The following is a 22,598-nucleotide window of genomic DNA, read 5'->3' as shown; positions in this document are numbered from 1 at the left end:
TCCTCGTGATAAACTGGAAGAAAAGGCTGAAACTTTCAGTCTTTTCTTAATTTTGGGGGGATGAATGATGAAGAATAAAGTAGAGATCGGGGACATTTACAAAATCAGCTCCGTTTCCTCACCGGCAATCGTGCCTGGGGCGGAGGCCGTCACCTATCTTGTAACGACGCTTGATGAAGAGAGGAACGAATACCGGACGAATCTGTACCGCCATCATAATGGTGGGAATATGCAGCTTACATACCAGCATGAACGTATTTCCAATGTGAGGCATTCGCCGGATGGTACGAGTACTTTATTCATCGGCAAAGCAGAAGAAAAGCAGCAGGTTTTCCTGCTGCGCACAGCAGGCGGTGAAAGGGAACAGCTGACCGGGGAGGAAGATGGTGTCACCAGCGCTGAATTTTCCAAAGACGGAAAATCGGTCCACTATCATGTTTCGGTTGAAAAGGATTCAGAAGATGGGACAGAAGATAAGAAAGATGAAAAGGGCAGGAAGCCGGAGCCTGTCGTCATCGACCGGATGAAATACAAGGCCGATAGTATCGGACTGGTCAAAGAGAAATACCAGGCTGTCAGGACAATCGATATCACATCAAGGGAAGTCACGACACTCCTATCGGGCGAAGAGAACTTTTCGCTTCTGGATGCGGCCGGTGATGTTATGATCTATGCGACTGACGGGAGCGGGGAACCGGACTTCAATTTCAGCCAGAAACTGTATATGAAACAGGGGGAAGAGCAGCCGGTTGAGATTGAAAAAGGTGAAGGGATTGTGCTGGATGCAGCGTTATCACCTGATGGTTCGAAACTCCTCATAACCCATATGGGACGGGAGTTTGAGAATGCAACGCATGGCGTTATAATGATGTATGATACAGCGTCAGGCACTCTGCAGGAGCTCACGGGGAAACTGGACAAGCCGGTCGGCGACTATGCCGCAGCAGACACACAGCAGTCGGTGGAGATGGTGCCTGCAAAATGGGTTTCTGATGAACGGTTCGTATTCGTCGTCTCCGAAAACGGCAGTGTGAACCTGTACGGGGGAAACACTGACGGTGAAGTGGAACCGTTGGTCACCGGCAGACATCACATCTACGGGATGGATGCAGCGGCTGATCATGCAATGCTCACAATTTCAAGGCATGACTCGCCGGGGGAACTGTACAAGTTCGATTACAGCACCGGGAACCTTGAAAAACTGACCGGTTTCAATAAGGAATATGAGCAGAATACAGAGCTCGCCGACCCGGAGGATATCCGTTTTGAAAGCAGCGACGGCACTGAAGTGCACGGTTGGTTGATGAAGCCTGCAGACTTTGATGAAGGCAGGAAATACCCTGTGATCACCAATATCCACGGCGGTCCGCATGCCTTCTACGCCAATACCTTCTTCCATGAGATGCAGGTATTGGCTTCCCAAGGCTACGGAGTGCTGTTCGTGAATCCGCGCGGTTCCCACAGTTACTCGCAGAAGTTCGTGGATGCTGTGCGTGGCAATTACGGCGGTATCGATTATGAGGACATCTCAGCCGGTGTCGACTACATCACCGGGAAATACAGCTGGATCGACCGGGAGAACCTCGGGGTGACGGGCGGATCGTACGGCGGTTTCATGACCAACTGGATCGTCGGTCATACGGACAGGTTCAAAGCCGCGGTCACACAGCGCAGCATTTGCAACTGGGTGAGCTTCCGCGGTGTTTCCGATATCGGCTACTATTTCAGCGACTGGCAGATCAGGGCCGAGTTCAGTGATATCGATGCCATGTGGCATCACTCACCGATCAAATATGTGGATGATATCAAGACACCGCTGCTGATACTCCACAGTGAACGCGATTTCCGATGTCCGATGGAGCAGGCGGAACAGCTGTATATCGCACTGAAATATCAGAAGAAAGAAACTCGGTTTGTACGCTTCCCGGATGCAGACCATAATCTGTCAAGGACAGGGAAACCGAACCTCAGGGTGGAGCGGCTGAAGCATCTCACGGGATGGTTCAAAGAATATCTTGACTGATCCACCCGGATGATTTCCCGGGAAATAAATACGTGAAGGGGGTGACAGCGTGTCTGAAAAAGAAAAGATGCTGGCCGGCGAGTATTATGATCCCGAAGACCCGGCACTCAAGCATCTGCGTGAGAATGCAGCAAAGCTGATGGACGAGTACAACCGGCCGGAATCAAAGGATGAAGCGCAGATACTGGAAATGCTGATGGGCTACAGGGCGGAAGGGATAAGCATCCGGAAGCCGTTCTATTGCGACTATGGCATCAATATCAGAGTGGGGCGCAATTTCTATGCAAACTATAACTGTGTGCTGCTTGATGTCGGGCCTGTCAATATCGGGGATGATGTCTTCCTGGGCCCCGGCGTATCGCTGATCACTGTGAATCATCCGCTTGACCCGGCAGAACGCAGGTCCGGGAAAGAATATGCCCGGGCCATCAATATCGGAGATAACGTATGGCTCGGGGCAGACGTGACGGTGAACCCCGGGGTGACCATCGGGGATAATGCGGTCATCGGTTCGGGGTCGGTGGTTGTTAAGGATATTCCCGCCAATATGGTGGCCGCAGGCAATCCCTGCCGGCCGATAAAAAGTGTGGAAACATAAGGAAGCCGGGCCAAAGCCCGGCTTTCTAAGTTACCCACATGCTTAACGTATCCACTGCCCCCCACAGCCTGAACAGAAGGTAGGAGATCAGGTGGATGCAGGCGACGTACATCATGGACGGCCAGAAGATATCGATCGGGCGCCCTTTCACTGCAAGGTAGAACAGATAGCCCGGATAAAGGTTCAGGATCGTGAAGATGGCAACTATGGAGGCACCGAATATTATGAACACGGTGTGGCTCTCCACTCCGAAGAAATTAGACAGCACGAGTACAGCGGAGAAAAGGATGAGACTCGCGAAAAATACAGCTGTGGTGATGATTGCGTAATACGACAGCAGCACAGGGATCTTCACCCGTTCCCGTCTGAACCAGAGTATCATCAGGTAAAGGAAGGCGATGTTCAGGATGATGTACAGGAGAAGTATCGCAATCCGGAGAGAAAAGATTTCAAATCCGGGCGTGAACGGCTGATAATCATCGGCGAAGAGGTCCATTCCGATTATATGGCCGAACACACCTGATATGAGGGTATAGAGAATCAGAAGGGATATCGTGATGAAAGGCGGGATTTCCAGGCTTTTATTCAGGTTTCTGTGGATATCTTTCAGATAGGCGATCAATTTGGACATGGACAGACCTCCGTGTTTCATTAGTGACATATTATCACAAGTCCATGTAAATTAATAACGATGGAATCTATGGTATATTGGGATAAAGAGCAATGAAAGGGATGGTTACCATTACTGAAAAATATGTAAAAAGAGTGGAGGAACTGGCAGAATCACTCGATGTGGATGCGGTTGTAATCACCGATCCGGTGAATGTCTTCTATTTCACCGGATGTTTCATAGAGCCGCATGAAAGACTGCTCGCCCTCCTTATTGATGTAAAGACGAAAGACACTGCGCTGATGTATCCGGCACTGGACCAGGAAATCGTGAATAACCAGGCGACCGTGACGAATCATCTTCCGCACAATGACGGAGAGGATCCGTTTGACAGGCTGTTTGAGCATCTGGACCGGGGACAGGCCGGAACGATCGGTATCGAAGGTGCACACATGATATATGACCGCTATCAGCGTCTGCTCGATAATTATACGGCAGACCAGATCCATTCGGTGGACAAAGAGATCAATGCACTGCGTGGCAGAAAAGATGAGAAGGATAGAGAAAAACTGCAGGAAGCGGTGGACATCACTGAAAAAGCACTCGCTGATCTTGTGAACGGACCGGTATCCGGCAAGAGTGAGAAAGAGATTGCGGACTTCCTGCTGCAGAAAGTGAAGGAATACGGTGCAACAGGTGTGTCATTCGGGCCACTGGTGCTGGCGGGGGAAAATGCTGCCCTGCCGCACGGAAGGTCCGGCGACACGGTGGTGGAGCCGGGAGATTTTCTGCTCATCGACTTCGGTGTCGTGACCAAAGACCGTTATGTGTCCGACATGACCCGCACCTTCATCATCGGGGAGCCGACCGAAGAACAGGCTGCCATATACAACGCGGTGCTGAAAGCAAACAAAGCCGGGATCAGCCAGTCGCGTCTCGGCGAGCAGATGAACACACTCGACAAGGTGGCGCGGGATGAAATCCAGAAGGATGGATACGGGGAATATTTCACCCATCGCATCGGTCATGGCCTCGGCATCGGGCTGCATGAACAGCCGTCGCTTGATTCACAGAATACGGACAAACTGCAAAAAGGGCATGTGATTACCATCGAACCCGGCGTATACAAAGCCGGATTCGGCGGCGTGCGAATCGAGGACATGCTGTACATCGATGATGAGACACAGGTCCTCACATCATTCCCGAAAGACATTGAAAGCATAACGATAGAAGTATAAAAAGAGGCAGTCCATATAAGGACTGCCTCTTTTCTGTTCCTCCGTTCCCGTGCGGTTCAATCCTCTGCGTTTCCTTCAAACGCCTGTTCCAACTCTGCAATATCAAATTTCTTCATCCTGAGAAATGAAGCGGTCAACCTTTCCAGTTGTTCAGGTGTACCATGTTCTGCCATATCATCCATGACTTTCGGCAGAATCTGCCAGGATACCCCGTATCTGTCTTTGATCCAGCCGCATTGTTCTGCTTCGGGAACAGCGGATAGCTTATCCCAGTAATAATCGATTTCATCCTGGTCTTCTGCATTGATCATCAGAGAGATTCCTTCATTGAAATTGAAATCATGCTGTTCTGCACTATCCATTATGGAGAAGTGCTGGTTCTCGAGTTCGAATTCGCCGTGCATTACATGTGAAGGGAGGTTTGGTTCCATCCCGTCCGGATAGTTGTAGACTCCATCAGTCTTTGAACCTTTAAAAACATCCGTGTAAAATTCCACTGCCTCCCCGGCTTTACCGAGATTGTCATTGATGAACATGAAAGCAGGGATCATTCTCCCGGCCTGTGTCTCATCCGTCATTAAAAGCTGCCATGAAACCCCGTATTTATCCTGTACCCATCCATATTTTTCACTGAACGGATAGGATTGGAACGGCATGAGTGCTTCCCCGTCCTCCAAAAGCTTCTCCCAGACGTTTTCCATCTGTTCCAGTTCAATGGGGGCATATGTCACCAGAAATGAAATGGCGGGATTCTTGGTGAAATACGGGCCTGCGTTTATGGCCGTGAAACGGTAGCCCATCAGTTCAAACGTTACCTGTTCGGCATCCCCGGAAGGTGTATCCGGAAATACACAAGTATGGATATGGTTGGATGACGGGAAAATCTCCGTATAAAATGCGGCTGCTTCTTCTGCTTCGTCATCAAACCATAGATGAGGGACGATTCTTTGATAGTTCATCAGTATTTCCTCCTTGCCGATGAGTTTTTACGGTGTTGGCTGCTAAAAAACATGAACATGGCTTCAAAGTCCACAGTTTTCACTATCAGGAGTCCAAGGTCCACTCCATTATATTACATTTTACACCGTGGTGGAAGGGGAGCTCCTGCATGATGACGCATGCAGAGCTTCATGCTTCAGCGCCTGCTCTTTTCCTCCGGGGCCGCACTACGAGGAGCACGATGCCCATGAGCAGCATGAGGAGCCCCGTCCAGGACCAGCTATCGAGTATTTCCCCGACGAGAAAAACCCCGAGCAGGGAGGCTGTCAAGGGCTCTGCCAGTGACAGGGTGACAGCCGTCGAGGATTTGACGTTTCTGAGTCCGATGGCGAAGAGGTAATAGGCGAGCCCTGTGGCGAGGACACCGATATGCATGGCGGCAAGGAAGCCCTCTGTTTCAAGCAGCCATGAGCTGTCGTATATAAGTATGAAAGGGGACAGCATGATGGCGCTGGTCATGAATATGATTGCGGCGCTGGCGATCGGATGATGATTTTTCACGAGTCCGGAGTTCAGGATTGTGAATGAGGCGAATGAAATCCCGGCGCCGAGTGCCGACAGTATGCCGAGCGGATCGACGGTGACGGCACTGCTGTTGAACATGAGTATGATGCAGCCTGTCACAGCAAGGAAGGTGGAGAGCCACCAGACACCGGCCGGCCGGGTCTTGAAGACCATCCATTCAATCATGCCGGAGAATACAGGTGCACTGCCGATCGCTGTCACTGTGCCGACCGCGACTCCCGTCAGACTGACTGCGATGAAGAAGAACGGCTGGAAAAGTGCCATGGAAAGGGCGGCCAGGAGCACGCTTTTCAGAGGCCAGCCTTTCAAAGTCATCTTACCCATCAGAATGGCGACTGCCATCAGGACCAGGCCGCCGACGAGAAGACGCATCGCGCCGATGGATATGCTGTCCGCGCCTGCCGGTGCAAATGTCTTCGCCGTGCCGACTGTCCCCCAGAGCACCGCAGCGCTCAGAATCATAAATGGTGCCAACCACGTTCTCATGTACAAACACCCCCGTTGTTTATCTATATAATTCATATTATAGATAATATACGCCATTATGGAGTATAATTTCCATATGAATGAATTGAGAAATGAAAGGAACATATGAATGGTTGAAATGTTTATGGCGCTTGAGCCCTGGCAGCAGGCACTCACTGCGACATTGTTCACCTGGTGTATGACAGGTCTGGGCGCAGCTTTCGTCTTTCTGACGAGGGAGGTCAACGAACGCTTTTTGGATATCATGCTCGGTTTTGCCGGTGGGGTTATGATTGCGGCGAGCTTCTGGTCGCTGCTGTCGCCGGCCATTGAAAACAGTCAGGGACACTTCATCGGAGAATGGTTCCCGGCTGCCGTGGGTTTCCTCCTGGGCGGATTTTTCATCTATGGATTTGATAAAATGATCCCCCATACACACAGGAATGCACCGGATGACCGGACGGAAGGGATAGGAGCGGGGAACCGGCGACGGAGTACACTGCTTGTCTTCTCGCTGACTCTGCACAACATTCCGGAAGGCATGGCGATCGGCATCGCATTCGGGGCGATTGCCGCGAATGCAGACCCTGCAACGCTTGCCGCGGGGGCAGCGACACTGGCACTCGGTATCGGCATCCAGAATATCCCGGAAGGCATGGCTGTATCCATGCCTCTCAGAGGGGACGGCATGTCGCGGACGAAAAGCTTCTTCTTTGGATGGATGTCCGCAATCGTGGAACCGATGGCCGCAATGGTGGGTGTGCTGGCCGTATCACTCGTGGCCCCGGTCCTGCCGTATGCGCTCAGTCTCGCAGCCGGCGCGATGATCTTTGTGGTCGTTGAGGAAGTGATACCGAGTACCCAGAAAAATGGTCATTCCGATATTGCGGCCATGAGCCTCATGATCGGTTTTACACTCATGATGATCCTGGATGTCGCGCTCGGATAAAGTTTAACTCCCTGTGAATCAAGGTATATATGAATGTATACTAAAATGGAGGGATTTTTAAATGAGAGTTCTTGTAGTTGGTGCGAATGGACAGATCGGCCATCAGGTTGCGGAAAAGCTGAAAGAAAAAGGTCATGATCCGGTGGCGATGGTACGCAAGGAAGAACAGGTCGGCCAATTTAAGGACAAAGGCATTGAAACAGTGCTTGCGGATCTGGAAAAAGACTTTTCCCATGCATTTGAAAATATTGGCGCCGTGGTTTTCACTGCGGGTTCCGGTGGCAGTACAGGGGCGGATAAGACGATTGTCATCGACCAGGAAGGTGCAATCGAGACAGTGGACAACGCCAAGAAAGCAGGAGTGAAACACTTCGCCATCGTCAGCTCCATCGGCGCCGGCGATCCGAAAAACGCAGAGCAGATCAAGCATTATATGTACGCCAAGCACCGTGCTGATGAATACCTCAAAGCATCCGGTCTGGATTATACGATCATCCGTCCGGGCATGCTGCAGAATGGAGCGGGCACGGGCAGAGTGAAATTGTTTGAAGGCGAACCGGAAATCGGTAATGTACCACGTGAGGATGTGGCGGCAGTGCTGGTCCAGGCCATCGATAGAAACCAGCCGGCCAACAAAGTCTACAATCTCATCGAAGGCGATACACCGGTGGAAGAAAGCATATGATACTAAAAAAACTCTCCGGTCCGGAGAGTTTTTTTAGTATCTAAACTGGATCGATAGCCTCTTCATCCGTATCATCACTGTAATATTTCCTGATGAACGAATCCTTCTCTTCATCGGTAATCTTCTCAATGCCAATGCCTGTAGCAGCAAGGATCAGTGCAATCACCGGAACTGTGAAGTTGAGGATTGCAAAGGGGGCGTATTCCCAGGCGGCGACACCGAGAACACCGTATATATAGACGCCGCAAGTATTCCACGGGATGAAGACGGATGTGAGCGTCCCCCCATCCTCAAGGGACCTGGAAAGATTTTTGGAGTGCAGGTTCTTCTCTATATACGTCCGCAGGAACATGCGTGAAGGTACGACGACCGAAATGTACTGTTCGGAGCACGTTGCATTTGTAGTGAAGGCGGCAACAATCGTTGAACCGACCATACCGAAAGTGCCTTTGGCAACTTTGATGATCTGGGCCATGATGGATTTCAGCATGCCGCTGTACTCAAGTATGCCGGCAAAAGTCATCGCCACTACAGTCATCGATACAGTGAACATCATGCCCTGCAGGCCGCCGTTGTTGAACAGGTCGTTGATCATCTGGTTGTCCGTTTCAATGACATATCCGCTCTGCAGCGCACCGACCGCAGCTCCGAGATCCCCGCCCTGTACAAACAGATGGCAGAGGAAACCAAGCACAATACCTACGATAAGAGCGGGGATGGCGGACATTTTGAAGATCACGATGCCGAGAATCATGGCAAGCGGTACCAGCAGAAGCCAGGGAGAAATGATGAAATTCTCCTTCAGCGCCTCCATCATGCTGGTAACCTCCCCGGACGTGGCACCGCTCCCGCCGAACTGGCGCCCGAGGATAAAGAATGCGATGAGTGCAATGACGAGTCCCGGCACCGTCGTATAGAACATATGCTTGATATGTACGAAAAGATCCGTATTCGTAAGTCCCGCCGCCAGGTTTGTAGTATCCGACATCGGGCTCATCTTATCGCCGAAGTACGAACCGGAAATCACCGCGCCGGCAATCATCGCAGCAGGTATTTCCATGCTCAGACCGATGCCCATTCCCGCAACGCCGACAGTCGCCATGGTGGACCATGAACTGCCGATTGACAGGGAGACGATCGCACACAGTAGGACGATCGTCACCAGGAACAGTGCAGGACTGATCAGGGCAAGGCCATAGTAGATCATCGTCGCGACGATTCCGCCGCCGATCCATGAACCGATGATCAGACCGACCAGCATGATGATGACAATAGCCGGAAGGGCCAGACGTATCCCCTTGAACATCATCTTTTCTATATCATCCCACTTGTAGCCGTGGATCATTGCGACAACCGCCGCGGAAGCGGTACCAAAAATCAGTGGTATATGGGGGTCCTGACCCAGCCAGACCACCGTTGTCCCCATCGCCGCTATCATCAGCACAAGCGGTATCAAAGCCACAAAAAAATTGAATTCCTGTTTTGCATTTTCATTGATATTCATATTCCCACCTCGAAATGATTATACAACAGTCATAGGTGGGTGGGAAGAAATTTCAAAAAATTTAGAACTAAACTGTTTTGGGCGATTCATTTCCCGGGAAAATCTATGCAATGATTGTATTTCCTTTTCATTGAAAAAGCCGGTTCAGGAAATGTTATAAAGCAGCACCAGGCCTAAAATCGATACGGTGAAAACCACAGCGTTCATCACAAATAACTTATAGGCATTGACACCATCCGGCTCCCATATTTTCAGAAGTCTGAGGAGCGCCAGGATGGAAGTGAAGCCGAGCAGGAACAAAGAGAATCCGAAAATGACATACAGGATCATTATCAATATATCCATGGTTCAGGAACCCTCCAGCATGTATAAACTTTGATGCTCAAGAATAACATAATATAAATAAATTTCACATATAAATAGACATGTATCTGATGAAGAGGATACATGTCTGTCAATCAGTCCATCAAAGCGAGCCCCGCATGCTGCCAGAAAACGTAATACATGGCAGTCATCAAAGCGATGTAGATCGGCATGAGCAACAAACTGATTTTGACAAGATCGTGTGTTTCGAACGGTCTGTCATCTTCTTCGTAGAAGATCAGCAGTGCTTTTGAACTGACCGGCAATGTCACGCAGTAGTTGATACCGATGAGAGATATGAAGACGACTGCGGCCGGGTTCAGCCCGAACATCTCCGAAAATATGAGGAGCACCGGTATGAACACGACTGCACGTGTCGTGTGGCTTGTGATATACAGGTGTGAGGTGACGCTGATCAGGATGATGAGCATGAGCATGAGGAATTCATCACTGGCATCAAGCGTATCGAACAGGCTTAAAAATCTATCCTGGAAAAAATCTGTGACTTTATATGTGACGAGCAGTTCACCGAGTTGTGTGGCGCCGGCGACGAAGAATATGAGGCTCCAGGATACACTTTTCATTCCCGCTTTCCATCCGATCAGATCCATCTGGGGCAGCATCATGATCATGGCCATCAGCATAGTGACAAATGCGATGTCGAAACCGTGCAATGCTTCTGTCAGCCAGAGGACAAGAGTGATGCCGATGAGCCATGATGCTTTCTTTTCCCGGGATGAAAAAGGTTTTTTGCCGGTCTCTTCTTTCTCAACAGTGGGGAATTCCGTGTCTTCCAAATACCATTTCGACAGAAGATGGAGGGAGATTCCTCCGATCAACAGTCCGAACGGCAAGCCGTATACCAGGAATTCCATGTAGTTTATTTTCTGTCCGGTCTGTCCTTCCAGTATGCCGATGCCGATGACGTGGCTGCCTGCACCGATCAGTGTCAGGTTCGCCCCCATCAGGATCAGGACCGGCACAGCAAGTCCGAAGAACTTTCTGCTCCCCCCAAACTGTCTGCTGAACGCCCTGTAAACAGGGAGGAGGGCGGATGCCCTGCCTGAGGTGGAGGGGATTATGACAGATAGTATCTGTACCAGTACAAAGGTGAATAGAGTGATCCGCCCTTTCGAATAGCAGTTCCGCCTGACCCATCTGATAAGCCGTTCAAGCAATCCGCTTTTTTCCAGCACTGCTGCAATGATGAACGCCCCGATCATCAGCCATACGATGTGCCGGCTGAAGGATGTGAACAGAATATCCTGGGGCAGCCCGAACAGGACACCTGCGCTCAGGGCCAGCCAGGCTACGAGCCCGGCGGGAATACTGGAGAATATGAACATTCCAAGCGACAGTGAAAATATGACAAGGCTTAATTTCCCTGAATACCCGAGGTCACCGGCCAAGAAAACCGTGATCGAAAACCCTGTGAATAAACCGGATAGGATGATATTTTTCACGGACATCAGGATCTTACCTTCATGCCGCTGCCGTCATTCTCATCTATCGCTTCGGCGAGGGTGATTCCGATCGCAAGGTGTCTGAAGGCACTCTCCGTGCATCTCTGCAGCCATTTGGAGGCATCTGTCATTGATTTTTCAAGTGTTGCCGGTTTCGGGATGATGCTCGTGAACGCATCGATGCCGCTCTCATAATTGACCTCGGCTTTCCTGCCGATGGTACCCGCAAAAGCGATGACCGGTTTGTCATGGCTTTTGGCAATGCGTGCCACTTCAGACGGGATTTTACCATTGGGTGTCTGGAAATCGATGCATCCTTCTGCAGTGATGACAAGGTCTGCATTCTGTATCGCATCGGAAATTTCGACATATTTCCTGATGATATCGAACCTCGGATGAAGGACTGCACCTGTGAATCCGACAAGTCCGGCACCAAGTCCGCCGGATGCCCCGCCGCCGTCTGCTTTGGAAAGGTCTTCACCGGTCATCCTGAAAATCACTTCGGCCAGATGATCGAGGTTCCCGGAGAGTTTTTTGACAGCTTCGGGTGAAGCCCCTTTCTGCGGCCCGAACACGTGGGCGACACCATTTACACCGCAAAGTACGTTTTTCCAGTTGACGGCAACATCAATATCCGTGGCAGGAATCCTCGGGTCTATACCGGACATATCCACGGAATGGATTTTATCGATTTCGCCGCCGCCTTCGACGGAGATGCGACTGCCGTCATCATCCTTGAATGTCACACCGACTGCCTGCGCCATTCCGACGCCGCCGTCGGAAGTTCCTGAATCACCACAGCCGATCAGAATGCGCTCTGCACCATGGTCCAGGGCTTTGATGATCGTCTCACCCACGCCGTAAGTCGTTGTTTTCAGCGGATTCCTCTTATCACCCGGCACATGGCGGAGTCCTGCGATTGCCGCCATCTCTATCACTGCGGTCTTCACGCCGTTTTCAGTGAACAATCCAAAGAAGGAATCAATCCTTTTTCCCACCGGCCCCACAACATCAGTCGGAATCACGCGGCCCTCCTTCAGTTTAACAATCGTCTCCACAAATCCCTCTCCGCCATCCACCATCGGAATCACAGTCACATTATGCTGCGGATCCACATGCCTGATCCCTTTCTCAATCGCCGCACCGACTTCTTCAGAACTCAGGCTCTCTTTGAAGCCTGAAGGTATGACAACTACTCTCATGATCAATCTCCCCTGTCTGTAATATTTGTTGATACTTAATCTACACAGGGCTGGTTTGAGAATGCTTAGAGAAAAGTTAATAATCAATTAAATTTATATAAAGCGTTTTCATAATTCGGGATAAAGTATCGGAAGAAAAAAGGCTGTATGTTACACTGCATTATATGGAGGGGGTTAAAGATGACTCAGAACGAAACGCTTACGATAAACCTGTCGAAAGCAGATAAGGAAATCATCGCCAATTATGCACAGTCGAATGGCATAAGTGCTGCACAGCTGGTCAAAGAAGCCGCGCTGGACAGGGTTGAAGATGATATCGATCTGGAGTCCTACCGCAAAGCCATCAAAGAATATTATGACAGTCCCGGAGCGCATGGACTGGACTGAGTTGAAGGTATCCTGGGGTGAGCATCATGTCGAATGAAAACAAGAAAGCCTGGATCAGTATGATTGTTCCTGTTCTATATGTAATTCTTCTTTTAAATTTTCCTGGAATCAGAAACAGTATTTTTGTGTTTATTATAAGTTTGGCTGCTGTTGCAGTTATACAGCTCAATTTATCTAGATTTTTAAATAAAAAATTCCCGGCAAGTGAAGACCTGAAAGATTGAGCATGTAAAGGAATGGGGGAGACAGACCATGTGATCTGTCTCCCCCCCGTTTTTGCTGAAAGTGCATTATATGATATCAGATGAAACACTTGGGTGGCCTGATCTATCTTTCCATGAACCCGTCCAGATACAATTCGTATATTGTGTCTCCCATCAGCCTTTTTCTGGCATAATAGCTCCTGCCGTGCGGCTTCAGGCTGATCTCTTTGCCGGCGTGCATGTACATGCCGTCATATTTTTCTTTATCCCTCACGGCAATCAGGGTGGATTCCGCGCCTTCTTCCGGTGACAGGAAGAAGGGCTTGAGGGTGCCGTATACCAGGTTTCCGAATTTTTCATTCTGCTGTGTCTTGCCGAGGTTTGTGGCGACTGCACCCGGATGGACGGCGGTGACTCTGAGCCCTTTGGGACTGAACTGCTCGTGCAGTTCCTGCATGAAGTACAGTGTGGCCAGTTTTGAACGGCCGTACAGCTGCATCGGATTGCCTTTTCCCTTGAAATAATCCGATTTCAGGGTGGTGAAGCCATATGCGTTGGAGGACACGATCACAATCTGGGGTGCGCTGCTGTTCAACAGGACAGGCATCACATAGTGTGTGAGCAGGTAATGGCCCAGATAGTTCGTACCCATCATGAGCTCGTAACCGTCCGTCGTCTCCTGCTTTGACAGTGACACGACCCCTGCATTGTTGATCAGGCAGTCTATCCTGTCGTAGTTATCCTGTATGTGAAGTGCAGCTTTTTCGACGCTTGCGAGACTTGCCAGGTTGCATTCCACGACTGAGACCTTCAACGCGGGAGTCCCGTTTCTCAGCTCCTTTTTCAGGAGCTCGGCTTTGACCACGTTCCTGGCGAGCAGGACGATTTCATCAAAATCCGCTGCGAGTGCTTCGACTGTTGCTCTCCCGATGCCGGAAGTGGGGCCTGTGATGACGAGTGTTCCGTGACTCATATTATCCATCCACCTTAATCTGCTCATATTTGCCGAACCATTCCGGAAAGACCTTTTTGAAGGCGACGGGCTTGAATTCACCGTCCACTTTTTTTACGACGATGTGTGTCGTCGTGCCGAATGTGCACACTTCGCCGTCGCCGTTGACGATCTCAAACCCGTAATCCGTGCGCATGCCGGTGTTTCTGGCGACCCATGTCCTGACGAATGCACGGTCGCCGTATTTCAGGGATTTCCTGTAGGTGACGTTGATGTTGTAGACCGGGGCGTAGTAGCCCGAACGCTCCATGGCAACATAGTCGTAGCCGACATCCGCAATCAGCTGCATCCGGCCGACTTCGAGCCACTTTATATAACTGCCGTGGTAGATGACACCCATCATGTCGGTGTCTGCGTACATGACCTGTATTTCTTTTTCTGCAACGTATCCTTTTTCCATCGTCTATTACCTCTCGTTTCCTAGTACCTCTATCCATCCCATTATAGCACTGCAATGTTTTCCCCACGAACAGAAAGGAGAACGGATTTGAAAATTCTGATAGGAAAGGGGATAATATATTGTTAGTTGGACCGATAAACTATAAAATGGGGTGTATATATTGGCAAAGAAGCATGTACAGTCTAGAACAAAGGGAATAATTATTGAAAACGGGAGGGAGTTCCGGGATCTGAACGGGAATGGAATCGTAGACCCGTATGAAAATTGGGAACTGCCAACAGAAGAGCGGGTGCGGGACCTTGTATCCAGGATGACATTGGAGGAAAAGGCGGGGCTGATGACCGTTTCCTCGCAGTATATGCCGTTCTCTGAAGAGATACCGGGTGACCTGGAATCCAAGGAGACCGATGAGAGCGGACTGCTGAATGAAACGGATATCGTGCATACGACCCATCCGTTTTCGGAACCGGGTGATGAAAATTATGAGCTGCCCCGGCCGCTGCTCTATACGGCGGGCGCAACTAAAGGAGTCAGGGATCTCAATCTCCGCTATTTCATCATCCGGGACAATCCGGAAGCGCGCGACCTGGCTGTCTGGACCAACAAACTCCAGGAACTTGCAGAAAGTTCCCGTCTGGGGATACCGGCTGTCATGATTTCCAATCCGAGAAACCACATCGGCCATCTCTATCACGGCATGATGGAGGCTTCGGGAGAGTTCTCGCTGTGGCCGGGCGAACTTGGCATGGCGGCAACTTTCGACGCGGGGCTTGTACAGGAGTTCGGGGAAATCGCAGCGAAAGAATGGCGTGCCACAGGCATCCACAAGTTGTATGGCTATATGGCGGACATCGCCACGGATCCGCTGTGGATGCGCTACAACGGTACATTCGGTGAGGACCCGGAACTGTCCGCAAGGATGATAAGCGCGATTGTGCGCGGCTTCCAGGGTGACAGGCTGGGGGACGGAAGTGTATCCATTACGACGAAGCATTTCCCCGGCGGTGGCGCAAGGCACGGCGGCCATGATCCACATTATCCGTGGGGCAGTTTCAACCCCTATCCGACACCGGGCAGCCTTTATGACTATCATATACCGCCGTTCAAAGCGGCGATTGATGCCGGGACCACTTCGATCATGCCCTATTATTCCTATCCGAGCAACGCGCACAGCACAGTGCAGCTTGCGGACGGCAGCCTTTTTGAAGAGACCGGCTTCGCCTATAACAGAGTCATCATACAGAATATTCTGCGTGGTGAACTCGGCTTCAAGGGCTACATCAACTCGGATACGGGCATCATCAACATGATGCCATGGGGAGTGGAGGACCTTACACCGGAAGAGCGGTATGCGAAGGCACTCGAGACGGGTGTGAACATGTTCTCCGATGAAGCGGATCCTGCAACATTGATCAGGACGGTCCGGGAAGGTCATGTGAGTGAGGACAGGCTCGATGAGTCAGTGACATACCTGCTTACGGAAATGATGGAGCTCGGCCTGTTTGAAAATCCATATGTTGATGAGGATGCAGCGGCAGCCGATGCCAAAGATCCTGCGTCACAGGAAAAGGCGGATGAAGCACACAGGAAATCGGTCGTGCTGCTGCGCGATGATGAGCGTATGCTGCCGCTTGAAGATGAAAAAGTCAGAAGCATGAAACTGTATGTAGAGGTGTTTCAGAAAACGGATGCAAAAAAGATTACAGAAGAAGCGAGAGAAACAATCAGAAGGCATGACCCGGAAATTGAACTGACAGGTGATCTGATGGAAGCGACGCATGCCCTGCTGTTCATCTCACCGATGCCCGTGCCGGATCGCCCGGATGAACCGCTGTCGGTGGACCTTGATGATGCGACCGGTATCGATACAGAACGGGTCAGGATGATTGAGGGGAAGGTGCCGACAATCCTTTCCGTCAACATGACCAACCCATGGCTGATCGGCGGAATCGAGCCGGATGCGCAAGCGGTGCTGGCGACGTTCGGGGTGAAGTACGAGACATTCATCGATGTGCTGCGCGGCAGGCACAATCCGTCAGGGAAGCTGCCGTTCACGCTGCCGGCCGACAGGGAGGCGCTCGAGAGGAGTCCGGGGGATATCCCGGGGCATGCCCAACAGGACGGATACGCGTACCGTGATAAGAACGGCAATGAATACGGATTCGGATACAGCCGATCCTATGACTGAGCTGATGTTCTGAACCCTTCGCCATGAAGGGTTCTTTTTATCTCCGGGCAGCGGTTTAGAAGCTTTGTGCCGAAAAGTGTTAGTATTGAACTAAATAAAATTTTGGAGTCGAGTGAAATGGAATATATAGAGCAGGGGACACAGCAGTTCAGAAAAACGACATTCGCATTTTTTGCCGCGGGGTTCAATACGTTCGCGATCCTTTATACCGCACAGCCTCTCATGCCGATATTCACGGAAGTTTTCGGGGTCAGCGCGACCCTGTCGAGCCTGTCGATGACGGTGACGACGCTGGCGCTGGCTGTCAGCATGCTGGTTTTCGGTTCCATTTCGGAATCGCTCGGACGCAAGAATATCATGGTGATCTCCATGCTCGCAGCTTCCCTGCTCTGTATCCTCACCGCCTTCAGTCCGAACTTCTCTGTGCTGATTGCCCTCCGTGCCCTGCAGGGTGTGGTGCTGGCCGGTGTACCGTCGATTGCGATGGCATATATCAGCGAAGAGATCCATCCCCGGAGCCTGGCCGGCGCCATGGGGCTCTACATCAGCGGAAATGCACTCGGTGCGGTATTCGGCCGTGTGTTCTCGGGAGTCACGGCGGATTATATCGGCTGGCACGGGGCGATGTTCGGCATCGGTGTCATCAGCATCATCGCCACGGTGATCTTCTGGAGGAGCCTCAGGCCGCCGAGGAATTTTGAGGCTCGGGACTTCAATTTCATGCAGCTCAGCCGGACGCTGCTCGGCCATATGAAGAATCCGGTGCTGGTGTGCTTCTTCCTTGTCGGATTTCTTCTGCTCGGCGCCAACCTGTCCATATACAGCTATGTCACGTTCGTTTTCCTGGCCGAACCCTATTCGCTCAGCCAGTCCATCGTCAGCTGGATCTTCCTGATCTTCATCATCGGCATATTCAGTTCGATGATCACAGGCAGGCTGGTTGCAAAGTTCGGCAAGGTGATGTTCATATATATCGCACTCGGCATCACGCTGCTCGGAGTCATTCTTCTGTTCGTGCCGAATCTTCCTGTCATGGTACTCGGGCTGAGCCTGTTCACATACGGATTCTTCGCTTCCCATTCCATCGTCAGCGGGCTGGTTGGAGAGAATGCCGCGTCCAATAAAGCACAGGCATCTTCGCTCTATCTTTTCTTCTATTACACAGGGTCAAGCGTCGGCGGTACAGCGGCCGGCGTCTTCTGGGCAGACTTCGGATGGAACGGCGTCGCGGTGATGAACATAGTGTTCATCGGGCTCTGCTTCCTGCTGATCTCGGTTGCCATCAGGATGAAGCGGGGAAAATCGTCGGCGAATTAAAGAGAGGACGGAGAGTATTCGGGCTCCCTGTCCTCTTCATCATTGATATTGGATGCTATTGCATATTGTCCACCATTACAGAAATTCCCTGGCCGACGCCGATGCACATTGTGGCGAGACCGGTTTCAGTCTTTCTGAGTTTCATTTCATAGATGAGATCTGTGAGAATTCTTGCACCGCTTGCTCCGAGCGGATGGCCGAAGCTGATGGCACCGCCGTTGACGTTGACGATGTCCGGATCGAGTCCGAGCTGGTTGATGCACTCGAGGGACTGTGATGCGAATGCCTCGTTCAGTTCAACGAGTCCGATGTCCGCGATTGTCCGTCCTGTCTTACGGAGCAGTTTCTTCGTCGAGTCGATCGGGCCGAGTCCCATCACTGCCGGCTCGACGCCTGCTGTCGCAGAGAAGATGTATTTCACGAGCGGCGTGAGTCCGAGTGTGTCGGCTCTTTCCCTGCTCATCATGAGGAGGGCGCTGGCGCCGTCGTTGACACCGGACGCGTTGCCTGCTGTGACGGTGCCGTCCGGGAAGATCGTCCGGAGTGCACCGAGTTTTTCAATGGTCGTTTCCGGTCTCGGATGCTCATCCTTATAAACGATCGTTTCGTTGCCTCCGTGATCTTCTATCGTGACGGGAACCATCTGTTTCCTGAACTTTCCCGATTCGACCGCTGCCTTGGCCCGCTGCTGGCTCCGGCAGGCGAATTCATCCTGCGCCTCCCTTGAAATGCTGAAGCGCTGTGCTACGTTTTCAGCTGTCTGCGGCATGGAGTCTGTACCGTATTCACTTTCGATTCCGGGATGCGGGAACCGCCAGCCGATTGTCGTATCGACCATTTCCATGCTGCCGCGCGGGAATTCCTTCTCCGGCTTCAGCATGACAAAAGGCGCGCGTGACATGCTTTCGGTGCCGCCCGCGATGGCGACATCGATCTCGCCCGTAAGTATTGAGCGGGCGGCCATGGAAACAGTGTCGAGGCTCGAGCCGCACAGGCGGTTGACTGTCGTGCCGGCGATTGTCTCCGGCAGGCCGGCGATCAGTGATGACATGCGGGCGACGTTACGGTTCTCTTCACCGGCGCCGTTCGCGTTGCCGAACAGCACTTCGTCGATCTGATCCACATCGACACCCGGGTTCCTGTCGACGAGCGCCTTTATGACGAGGGCCCCGAGGTCATCCGGTCGTACGGATTTGAGAGCCCCCTTGTATCTGCCGATCGGTGTCCGGACCGCATCTATGATGACGACTTCCTTCATTAATATAACACTCCCTTCCAGTGTTTCTGCCGCGATGTAATACGCCTCTGTTTTCTCTTCCGCTTCTTCAAGTGCCGCCCCCGGAGAACCCGGGGGAGCGCTGTATGGCTGGGGGTGATGATGACGATTGTCTGTGATGTAATCGTCGTCACCTACAGCTTATGCGACCGTATGCTGCAAACCAAGGTCATTATATATACATTATGAAAGCGCTGTCAATTATTTTTTTGAAAAGTTGATGAAAATGGTGGTCGCCATAATGTCGGAATGCGCCGATATAATTGTTTAGAAGAAAAACTAAATATAATAATTTTTATTCAAGTACACATTGATTTATTCTATAATTAGTTGTACTATTAAACTATTAATAGAATATAGGAGTTTTATTTATGAGAAAATATTTCATGCTTTTTGTAAGCGTATCCATCTTTCTGCTTGCCGGATGCACTGACAGCGTTGCGGGCGAGGATGATAAACATAACCTCACTCTCGCTCATAACCATCCGACGAGCCACCCTGTGCACTCGTCCCTTGAAAAGTTCAAGGAGGAGGTTGAGGAGCGTTCGGATGGTGACATAACCATCAGCCTCTATCCGAACGGGGAACTGGGGGATGAGCGGGAAGTGATCGAGCTGACGCAGACGGGTGCCGTGGATATCACAAAAGTGAGTGCGGCTGCGCTCGAGAGCTTCCGTCCGGAATACTCGATCTTCGGTATCCCTTACATGTTCGACAGCGAAGAGGAGTTTGAAGAGAAGATGAACGATCCTGAAATTTCGGAAACGATCTACCAATCCTCAAAGGATATCGGGTTTGTCGGTCTGACATATTTCGATGCAGGGATGCGCAGCCTCTATACGGCCAACCGTATGGTTGAAACGCCTGAAGATATGGCCGGCATGAAAGTGCGTGTGCAGCCGAGTGCAACGAGTGTGAATATGATCGAGGCGCTGGGCGGTACAGCGACGCCGATGGCATACGGTGAAGTCTATACATCACTCCAGTCCGGCATCATCGATGCTGCGGAAAACAACCTGTCCTCACTCGTGAGCAGTAAACACGGTGAAGTGTCCAAGTACTGGTTCTACACCGAGCATGCGATTGTCCCGGATATGCTTATCATGAACAATGAACTCCTTGAAAAGATGTCGCCGGAACACCGGGAAATCATCCGCACATCAGCTGACGTGGCCAATGAATACCACAAAGGCGTATGGGATGAAGCGATGAAGGAAGCGAAGGACGAAGCGCAGAATGAAATGGGCGTGGAATTCCATGAAGTGGACAAGGAAGCATTCAAGGAAGCCGCCCAGCCGCTGCATGAAGAGATGAAGCAGGACGAGACGATGGCGCCAATCTATGAGATGTTCAAGGGGGATGACTCTGATGAGGAAAGCTAAAGAGATGCTGGACAAAGTGATGCTTGTGCTTGCGGGCTCTGCAATCATCATCATGACATTGCTGTCCACATGGCAGGTCATCGCCAGATACATCCTGAACAATCCGAGCACGATGAGTGAGGAGGTCATCAGATACTTGCTGATCTGGTTCACGCTGCTTGCTGCAGCCTATGTTTTTGGGAAGAACAAGCATATAGCGATTCTTTTCATAAGGGAGAGCATGCCGAAAAAGATCCAGGTCTTCCTGACCTATCTGTCACAGATCGCGGTGCTTCTGACGGTGGCTGTCGTCTTCATATACGGCGGCATCAAGATCACGCTGCTGACGATTCCGCAGATCGCCCCGGCAACAGGGATTTCGATGGGCTTCGTCTATGCGGCACTTCCGGTGTCAGGTGTGATCATACTTTTTTACACCTTCTACAACATCATGACGATAGAACGGGTTGTAAATAAAGAAGATGAGGATGTGAGTAGTCTATGAGTACGACGGTACTGGCAGGCATTATGATATTCGGGCTGTTGCTTCTGTTCCTGGCGATCGGGTTCCCGATTGCGATCGGAATACTGCTGAGCGCTATCTTCACCCTCCTCCTCATACTGCCGTTTGACACGACGATACTGACCGGCGCCCAGCGCCTTGTCACGGAAATGAACAGCTTCACGATGCTCGCGATCCCTTTGTTCGTCCTGGCTGGGATAATCATGAACAACGGCGGCATCGCATTCAGGCTGATAAACTTTGCGAAAGTGCTCGTCGGCAGGATCCCCGGGTCGCTTGCACACACTAACGTAGTCGGCAACATGCTGTTCGGCTCTATCGCAGGGTCGAGTGTGGCTTCGGCTGCGGCGATGGGGCGCATCATGGGACCGATGCAGGAGAACAGCGGATATGACAGGAAGTATGCAGCCGCAACGAACATCGCTTCCGCACCATCCGGACTGATCATCCCGCCGACATCCATACTGATCGTCTATTCCCTCGTCAGCGGGGGGAACATCCATCGCAGCGCTCTTCATGGCGGGTTACATTCCCGGCATACTGTGGGGACTGACGACGATGGCGGTGGCGTTCGTATTCGCCAGAAAGTATAAATATCCGGTATCGGAAAGCATTCCATGGAAGGATAAATTATACCTCACGCTCGATGCACTGCCGAGTCTCATGCTCATCGTCATCGTCATCGGCGGTATTGTCACCGGCATCTTCACGGCGACCGAGGGCGCTGCTGTAGCTGTGATATATTCCACGGTGCTGTCGTTGATCTACAGGAACCTCAAGGTGAGTGACATCCCTGAAATCATCAGGGAGACGGTGGAGATCACGGGAATGATACTGCTGCTGATCACAGCTTCAGGGCTGTTCTCACTTGTCATGTCCTACACCGGGCTGCCTGATGCGATGAGTGAAGGTCTGCTCGGCCTGACAGATAACCCGATTCTCATCCTGCTGCTCATGAACGTCTTCCTGCTGGCAGTCGGCACATTCATGGATATTACGCCGGCGGTGCTGATATTCACGCCGATATTCCTGCCGATTGCAATGGAAATGGGGATCGATCCGATCCATTTCGGTATCATCCTGACATTCAACCTGTGCATCGGCAATATCACCCCGCCAGTCGGCTCGGCACTCTTCGTCGGTGCGAGTGTGGCGGATATCAGGGTCGAGAAAGTGGTGCCGATACTGATGCCCTTCTTCATCGCGCTGCTCATCATGCTGGTCATCGTGACATTCACGCCGTTCTTCAGCATGTTCCTGCCGGACCTGTTCGGCCTGACAGAGTGACCATATAGATTGATAAGGAG

21 protein-coding genes and 1 pseudogene are annotated in these 22,598 nt (G+C 51.3%); 12 read left to right on the top strand and 10 right to left on the bottom strand.

Annotation, left to right across the window (positions count from 1 at the left end):
• Positions 1 to 67: 67 nt before the first annotated feature.
• Complete coding sequence (locus C792_RS0113195; RefSeq protein WP_017549932.1) at positions 68 to 2,023, top strand: S9 family peptidase; 1,956 nt, start codon at positions 68 to 70, stop codon at positions 2,021 to 2,023.
• Positions 2,024 to 2,090: 67 nt separating this feature from the next.
• Complete coding sequence (locus C792_RS0113190) at positions 2,091 to 2,621, top strand: sugar O-acetyltransferase (protein WP_040608946.1); 531 nt, start codon at positions 2,091 to 2,093, stop codon at positions 2,619 to 2,621.
• A 25-nt stretch (positions 2,622 to 2,646) separates the two neighbouring features.
• Here C792_RS0113190 and C792_RS0113185 read toward each other — a convergent pair whose 3' ends face one another.
• Positions 2,647 to 3,252 (bottom strand): hypothetical protein, encoded by a 606-nt coding sequence (locus tag C792_RS0113185; protein ID WP_017549930.1) that lies wholly within the window; start codon positions 3,250 to 3,252, stop codon positions 2,647 to 2,649.
• 92 nt (positions 3,253 to 3,344) lie between these two features.
• On the opposite strand from C792_RS0113185, the gene C792_RS0113180 reads away from it, so the two are divergent.
• Positions 3,345 to 4,469, top strand: a complete 1,125-nt coding sequence (locus C792_RS0113180) for a M24 family metallopeptidase (protein WP_017549929.1) — start codon at positions 3,345 to 3,347, stop codon at positions 4,467 to 4,469.
• A gap of 56 nt (positions 4,470 to 4,525) precedes the next feature.
• On the opposite strand, the gene C792_RS0113175 is transcribed toward C792_RS0113180, so the two are convergent.
• A complete protein-coding gene (locus C792_RS0113175) occupies positions 4,526 to 5,428 on the bottom strand; it encodes a VOC family protein (protein ID WP_017549928.1) in 903 nt (300 codons plus the stop codon).
• Between the two features lie 169 nt (positions 5,429 to 5,597).
• Complete coding sequence (locus tag C792_RS0113170; protein WP_026090365.1) at positions 5,598 to 6,479, bottom strand: EamA family transporter; 882 nt, start codon at positions 6,477 to 6,479, stop codon at positions 5,598 to 5,600.
• Positions 6,480 to 6,588: 109 nt separating this feature from the next.
• On the opposite strand from C792_RS0113170, the gene C792_RS0113165 reads away from it, so the two are divergent.
• The gene (locus tag C792_RS0113165; protein ID WP_017549926.1) at positions 6,589 to 7,407 is read left to right on the top strand and encodes a ZIP family metal transporter; all 819 of its coding nucleotides are present in this window, start codon (positions 6,589 to 6,591) and stop codon (positions 7,405 to 7,407) included.
• Positions 7,408 to 7,468: 61 nt separating this feature from the next.
• Positions 7,469 to 8,092 carry an SDR family oxidoreductase gene (locus C792_RS0113160; protein ID WP_017549925.1) on the top strand — a complete coding sequence of 208 codons (624 nt, stop codon included), beginning with the start codon at positions 7,469 to 7,471 and terminating at the stop codon, positions 8,090 to 8,092.
• A gap of 40 nt (positions 8,093 to 8,132) precedes the next feature.
• Here C792_RS0113160 and nhaC read toward each other — a convergent pair whose 3' ends face one another.
• The 4 genes from nhaC to C792_RS0113140 all read right to left on the bottom strand — a co-directional run bounded on the left by nhaC (position 8,133) and on the right by C792_RS0113140 (position 12,624).
• On the bottom strand, positions 8,133 to 9,596 hold the full coding sequence (gene nhaC / locus C792_RS0113155; protein WP_017549924.1) for a Na+/H+ antiporter NhaC: 1,464 nt from the start codon (positions 9,594 to 9,596) through the stop codon (positions 8,133 to 8,135).
• Between the two features lie 144 nt (positions 9,597 to 9,740).
• A complete protein-coding gene (locus C792_RS0113150; RefSeq protein WP_017549923.1) occupies positions 9,741 to 9,941 on the bottom strand; it encodes a hypothetical protein in 201 nt (66 codons plus the stop codon).
• Between the two features lie 113 nt (positions 9,942 to 10,054).
• A complete protein-coding gene (locus C792_RS0113145) occupies positions 10,055 to 11,428 on the bottom strand; it encodes an SLC13 family permease (protein ID WP_017549922.1) in 1,374 nt (457 codons plus the stop codon).
• A complete protein-coding gene (locus C792_RS0113140) occupies positions 11,428 to 12,624 on the bottom strand; it encodes a glycerate kinase (RefSeq protein ID WP_017549921.1) in 1,197 nt (398 codons plus the stop codon). The genes C792_RS0113145 and C792_RS0113140 overlap by 1 nt, the downstream gene beginning before the upstream one ends.
• A gap of 180 nt (positions 12,625 to 12,804) precedes the next feature.
• On the opposite strand from C792_RS0113140, the gene relB reads away from it, so the two are divergent.
• Both relB and C792_RS0113130 read left to right on the top strand, forming a co-directional pair.
• Positions 12,805 to 13,011, top strand: coding sequence for a type II toxin-antitoxin system RelB family antitoxin (relB, locus tag C792_RS14555; protein ID WP_017549920.1), 207 nt, complete (start codon positions 12,805 to 12,807; stop codon positions 13,009 to 13,011).
• Between the two features lie 26 nt (positions 13,012 to 13,037).
• Entirely contained in the window at positions 13,038 to 13,235 is a 198-nt protein-coding gene (locus C792_RS0113130) for a hypothetical protein (RefSeq protein WP_017549919.1), read from the top strand.
• Positions 13,236 to 13,338: 103 nt separating this feature from the next.
• On the opposite strand, the gene C792_RS0113125 is transcribed toward C792_RS0113130, so the two are convergent.
• Both C792_RS0113125 and C792_RS0113120 read right to left on the bottom strand, forming a co-directional pair.
• The gene (locus C792_RS0113125; RefSeq protein ID WP_017549918.1) at positions 13,339 to 14,187 is read right to left on the bottom strand and encodes an SDR family NAD(P)-dependent oxidoreductase; all 849 of its coding nucleotides are present in this window, start codon (positions 14,185 to 14,187) and stop codon (positions 13,339 to 13,341) included.
• 1 nt (position 14,188) lies between these two features.
• Complete coding sequence (locus C792_RS0113120) at positions 14,189 to 14,626, bottom strand: acyl-CoA thioesterase (RefSeq protein WP_017549917.1); 438 nt, start codon at positions 14,624 to 14,626, stop codon at positions 14,189 to 14,191.
• 160 nt (positions 14,627 to 14,786) lie between these two features.
• Between C792_RS0113120 and C792_RS0113115 the strand changes: the two genes are divergently transcribed.
• Entirely contained in the window at positions 14,787 to 16,814 is a 2,028-nt protein-coding gene (locus C792_RS0113115) for a glycoside hydrolase family 3 protein (protein ID WP_017549916.1), read from the top strand.
• 117 nt (positions 16,815 to 16,931) lie between these two features.
• Positions 16,932 to 18,131, top strand: a complete 1,200-nt coding sequence (locus C792_RS0113110; RefSeq protein ID WP_017549915.1) for an MFS transporter — start codon at positions 16,932 to 16,934, stop codon at positions 18,129 to 18,131.
• 55 nt (positions 18,132 to 18,186) lie between these two features.
• On the opposite strand, the gene C792_RS0113105 is transcribed toward C792_RS0113110, so the two are convergent.
• Positions 18,187 to 19,389: an acetyl-CoA C-acyltransferase gene (locus C792_RS0113105; protein WP_017549914.1), complete on the bottom strand. Its 1,203-nt coding sequence runs from the start codon at positions 19,387 to 19,389 to the stop codon at positions 18,187 to 18,189.
• 389 nt (positions 19,390 to 19,778) lie between these two features.
• On the opposite strand from C792_RS0113105, the gene C792_RS0113100 reads away from it, so the two are divergent.
• From C792_RS0113100 to C792_RS14550, 3 genes and pseudogenes are all read left to right on the top strand, one after another.
• Positions 19,779 to 20,789 carry a TRAP transporter substrate-binding protein gene (locus tag C792_RS0113100; protein WP_017549913.1) on the top strand — a complete coding sequence of 337 codons (1,011 nt, stop codon included), beginning with the start codon at positions 19,779 to 19,781 and terminating at the stop codon, positions 20,787 to 20,789.
• Complete coding sequence (locus C792_RS0113095) at positions 20,776 to 21,273, top strand: TRAP transporter small permease (RefSeq protein ID WP_017549912.1); 498 nt, start codon at positions 20,776 to 20,778, stop codon at positions 21,271 to 21,273. The genes C792_RS0113100 and C792_RS0113095 overlap by 14 nt, the downstream gene beginning before the upstream one ends.
• A pseudogene (locus tag C792_RS14550) lies at positions 21,270 to 22,578 on the top strand (TRAP transporter large permease). Before C792_RS0113095 ends, C792_RS14550 begins: the two are co-directional and overlap by 4 nt.
• Positions 22,579 to 22,598: the final 20 nt, after the last annotated feature.

This window comes from Salinicoccus carnicancri Crm (genome assembly GCF_000330705.1).
In the GTDB taxonomy this organism is placed as follows: domain Bacteria; phylum Bacillota; class Bacilli; order Staphylococcales; family Salinicoccaceae; genus Salinicoccus; species Salinicoccus carnicancri.
This window is presented reverse-complemented; position numbering and strand designations above follow the sequence as displayed.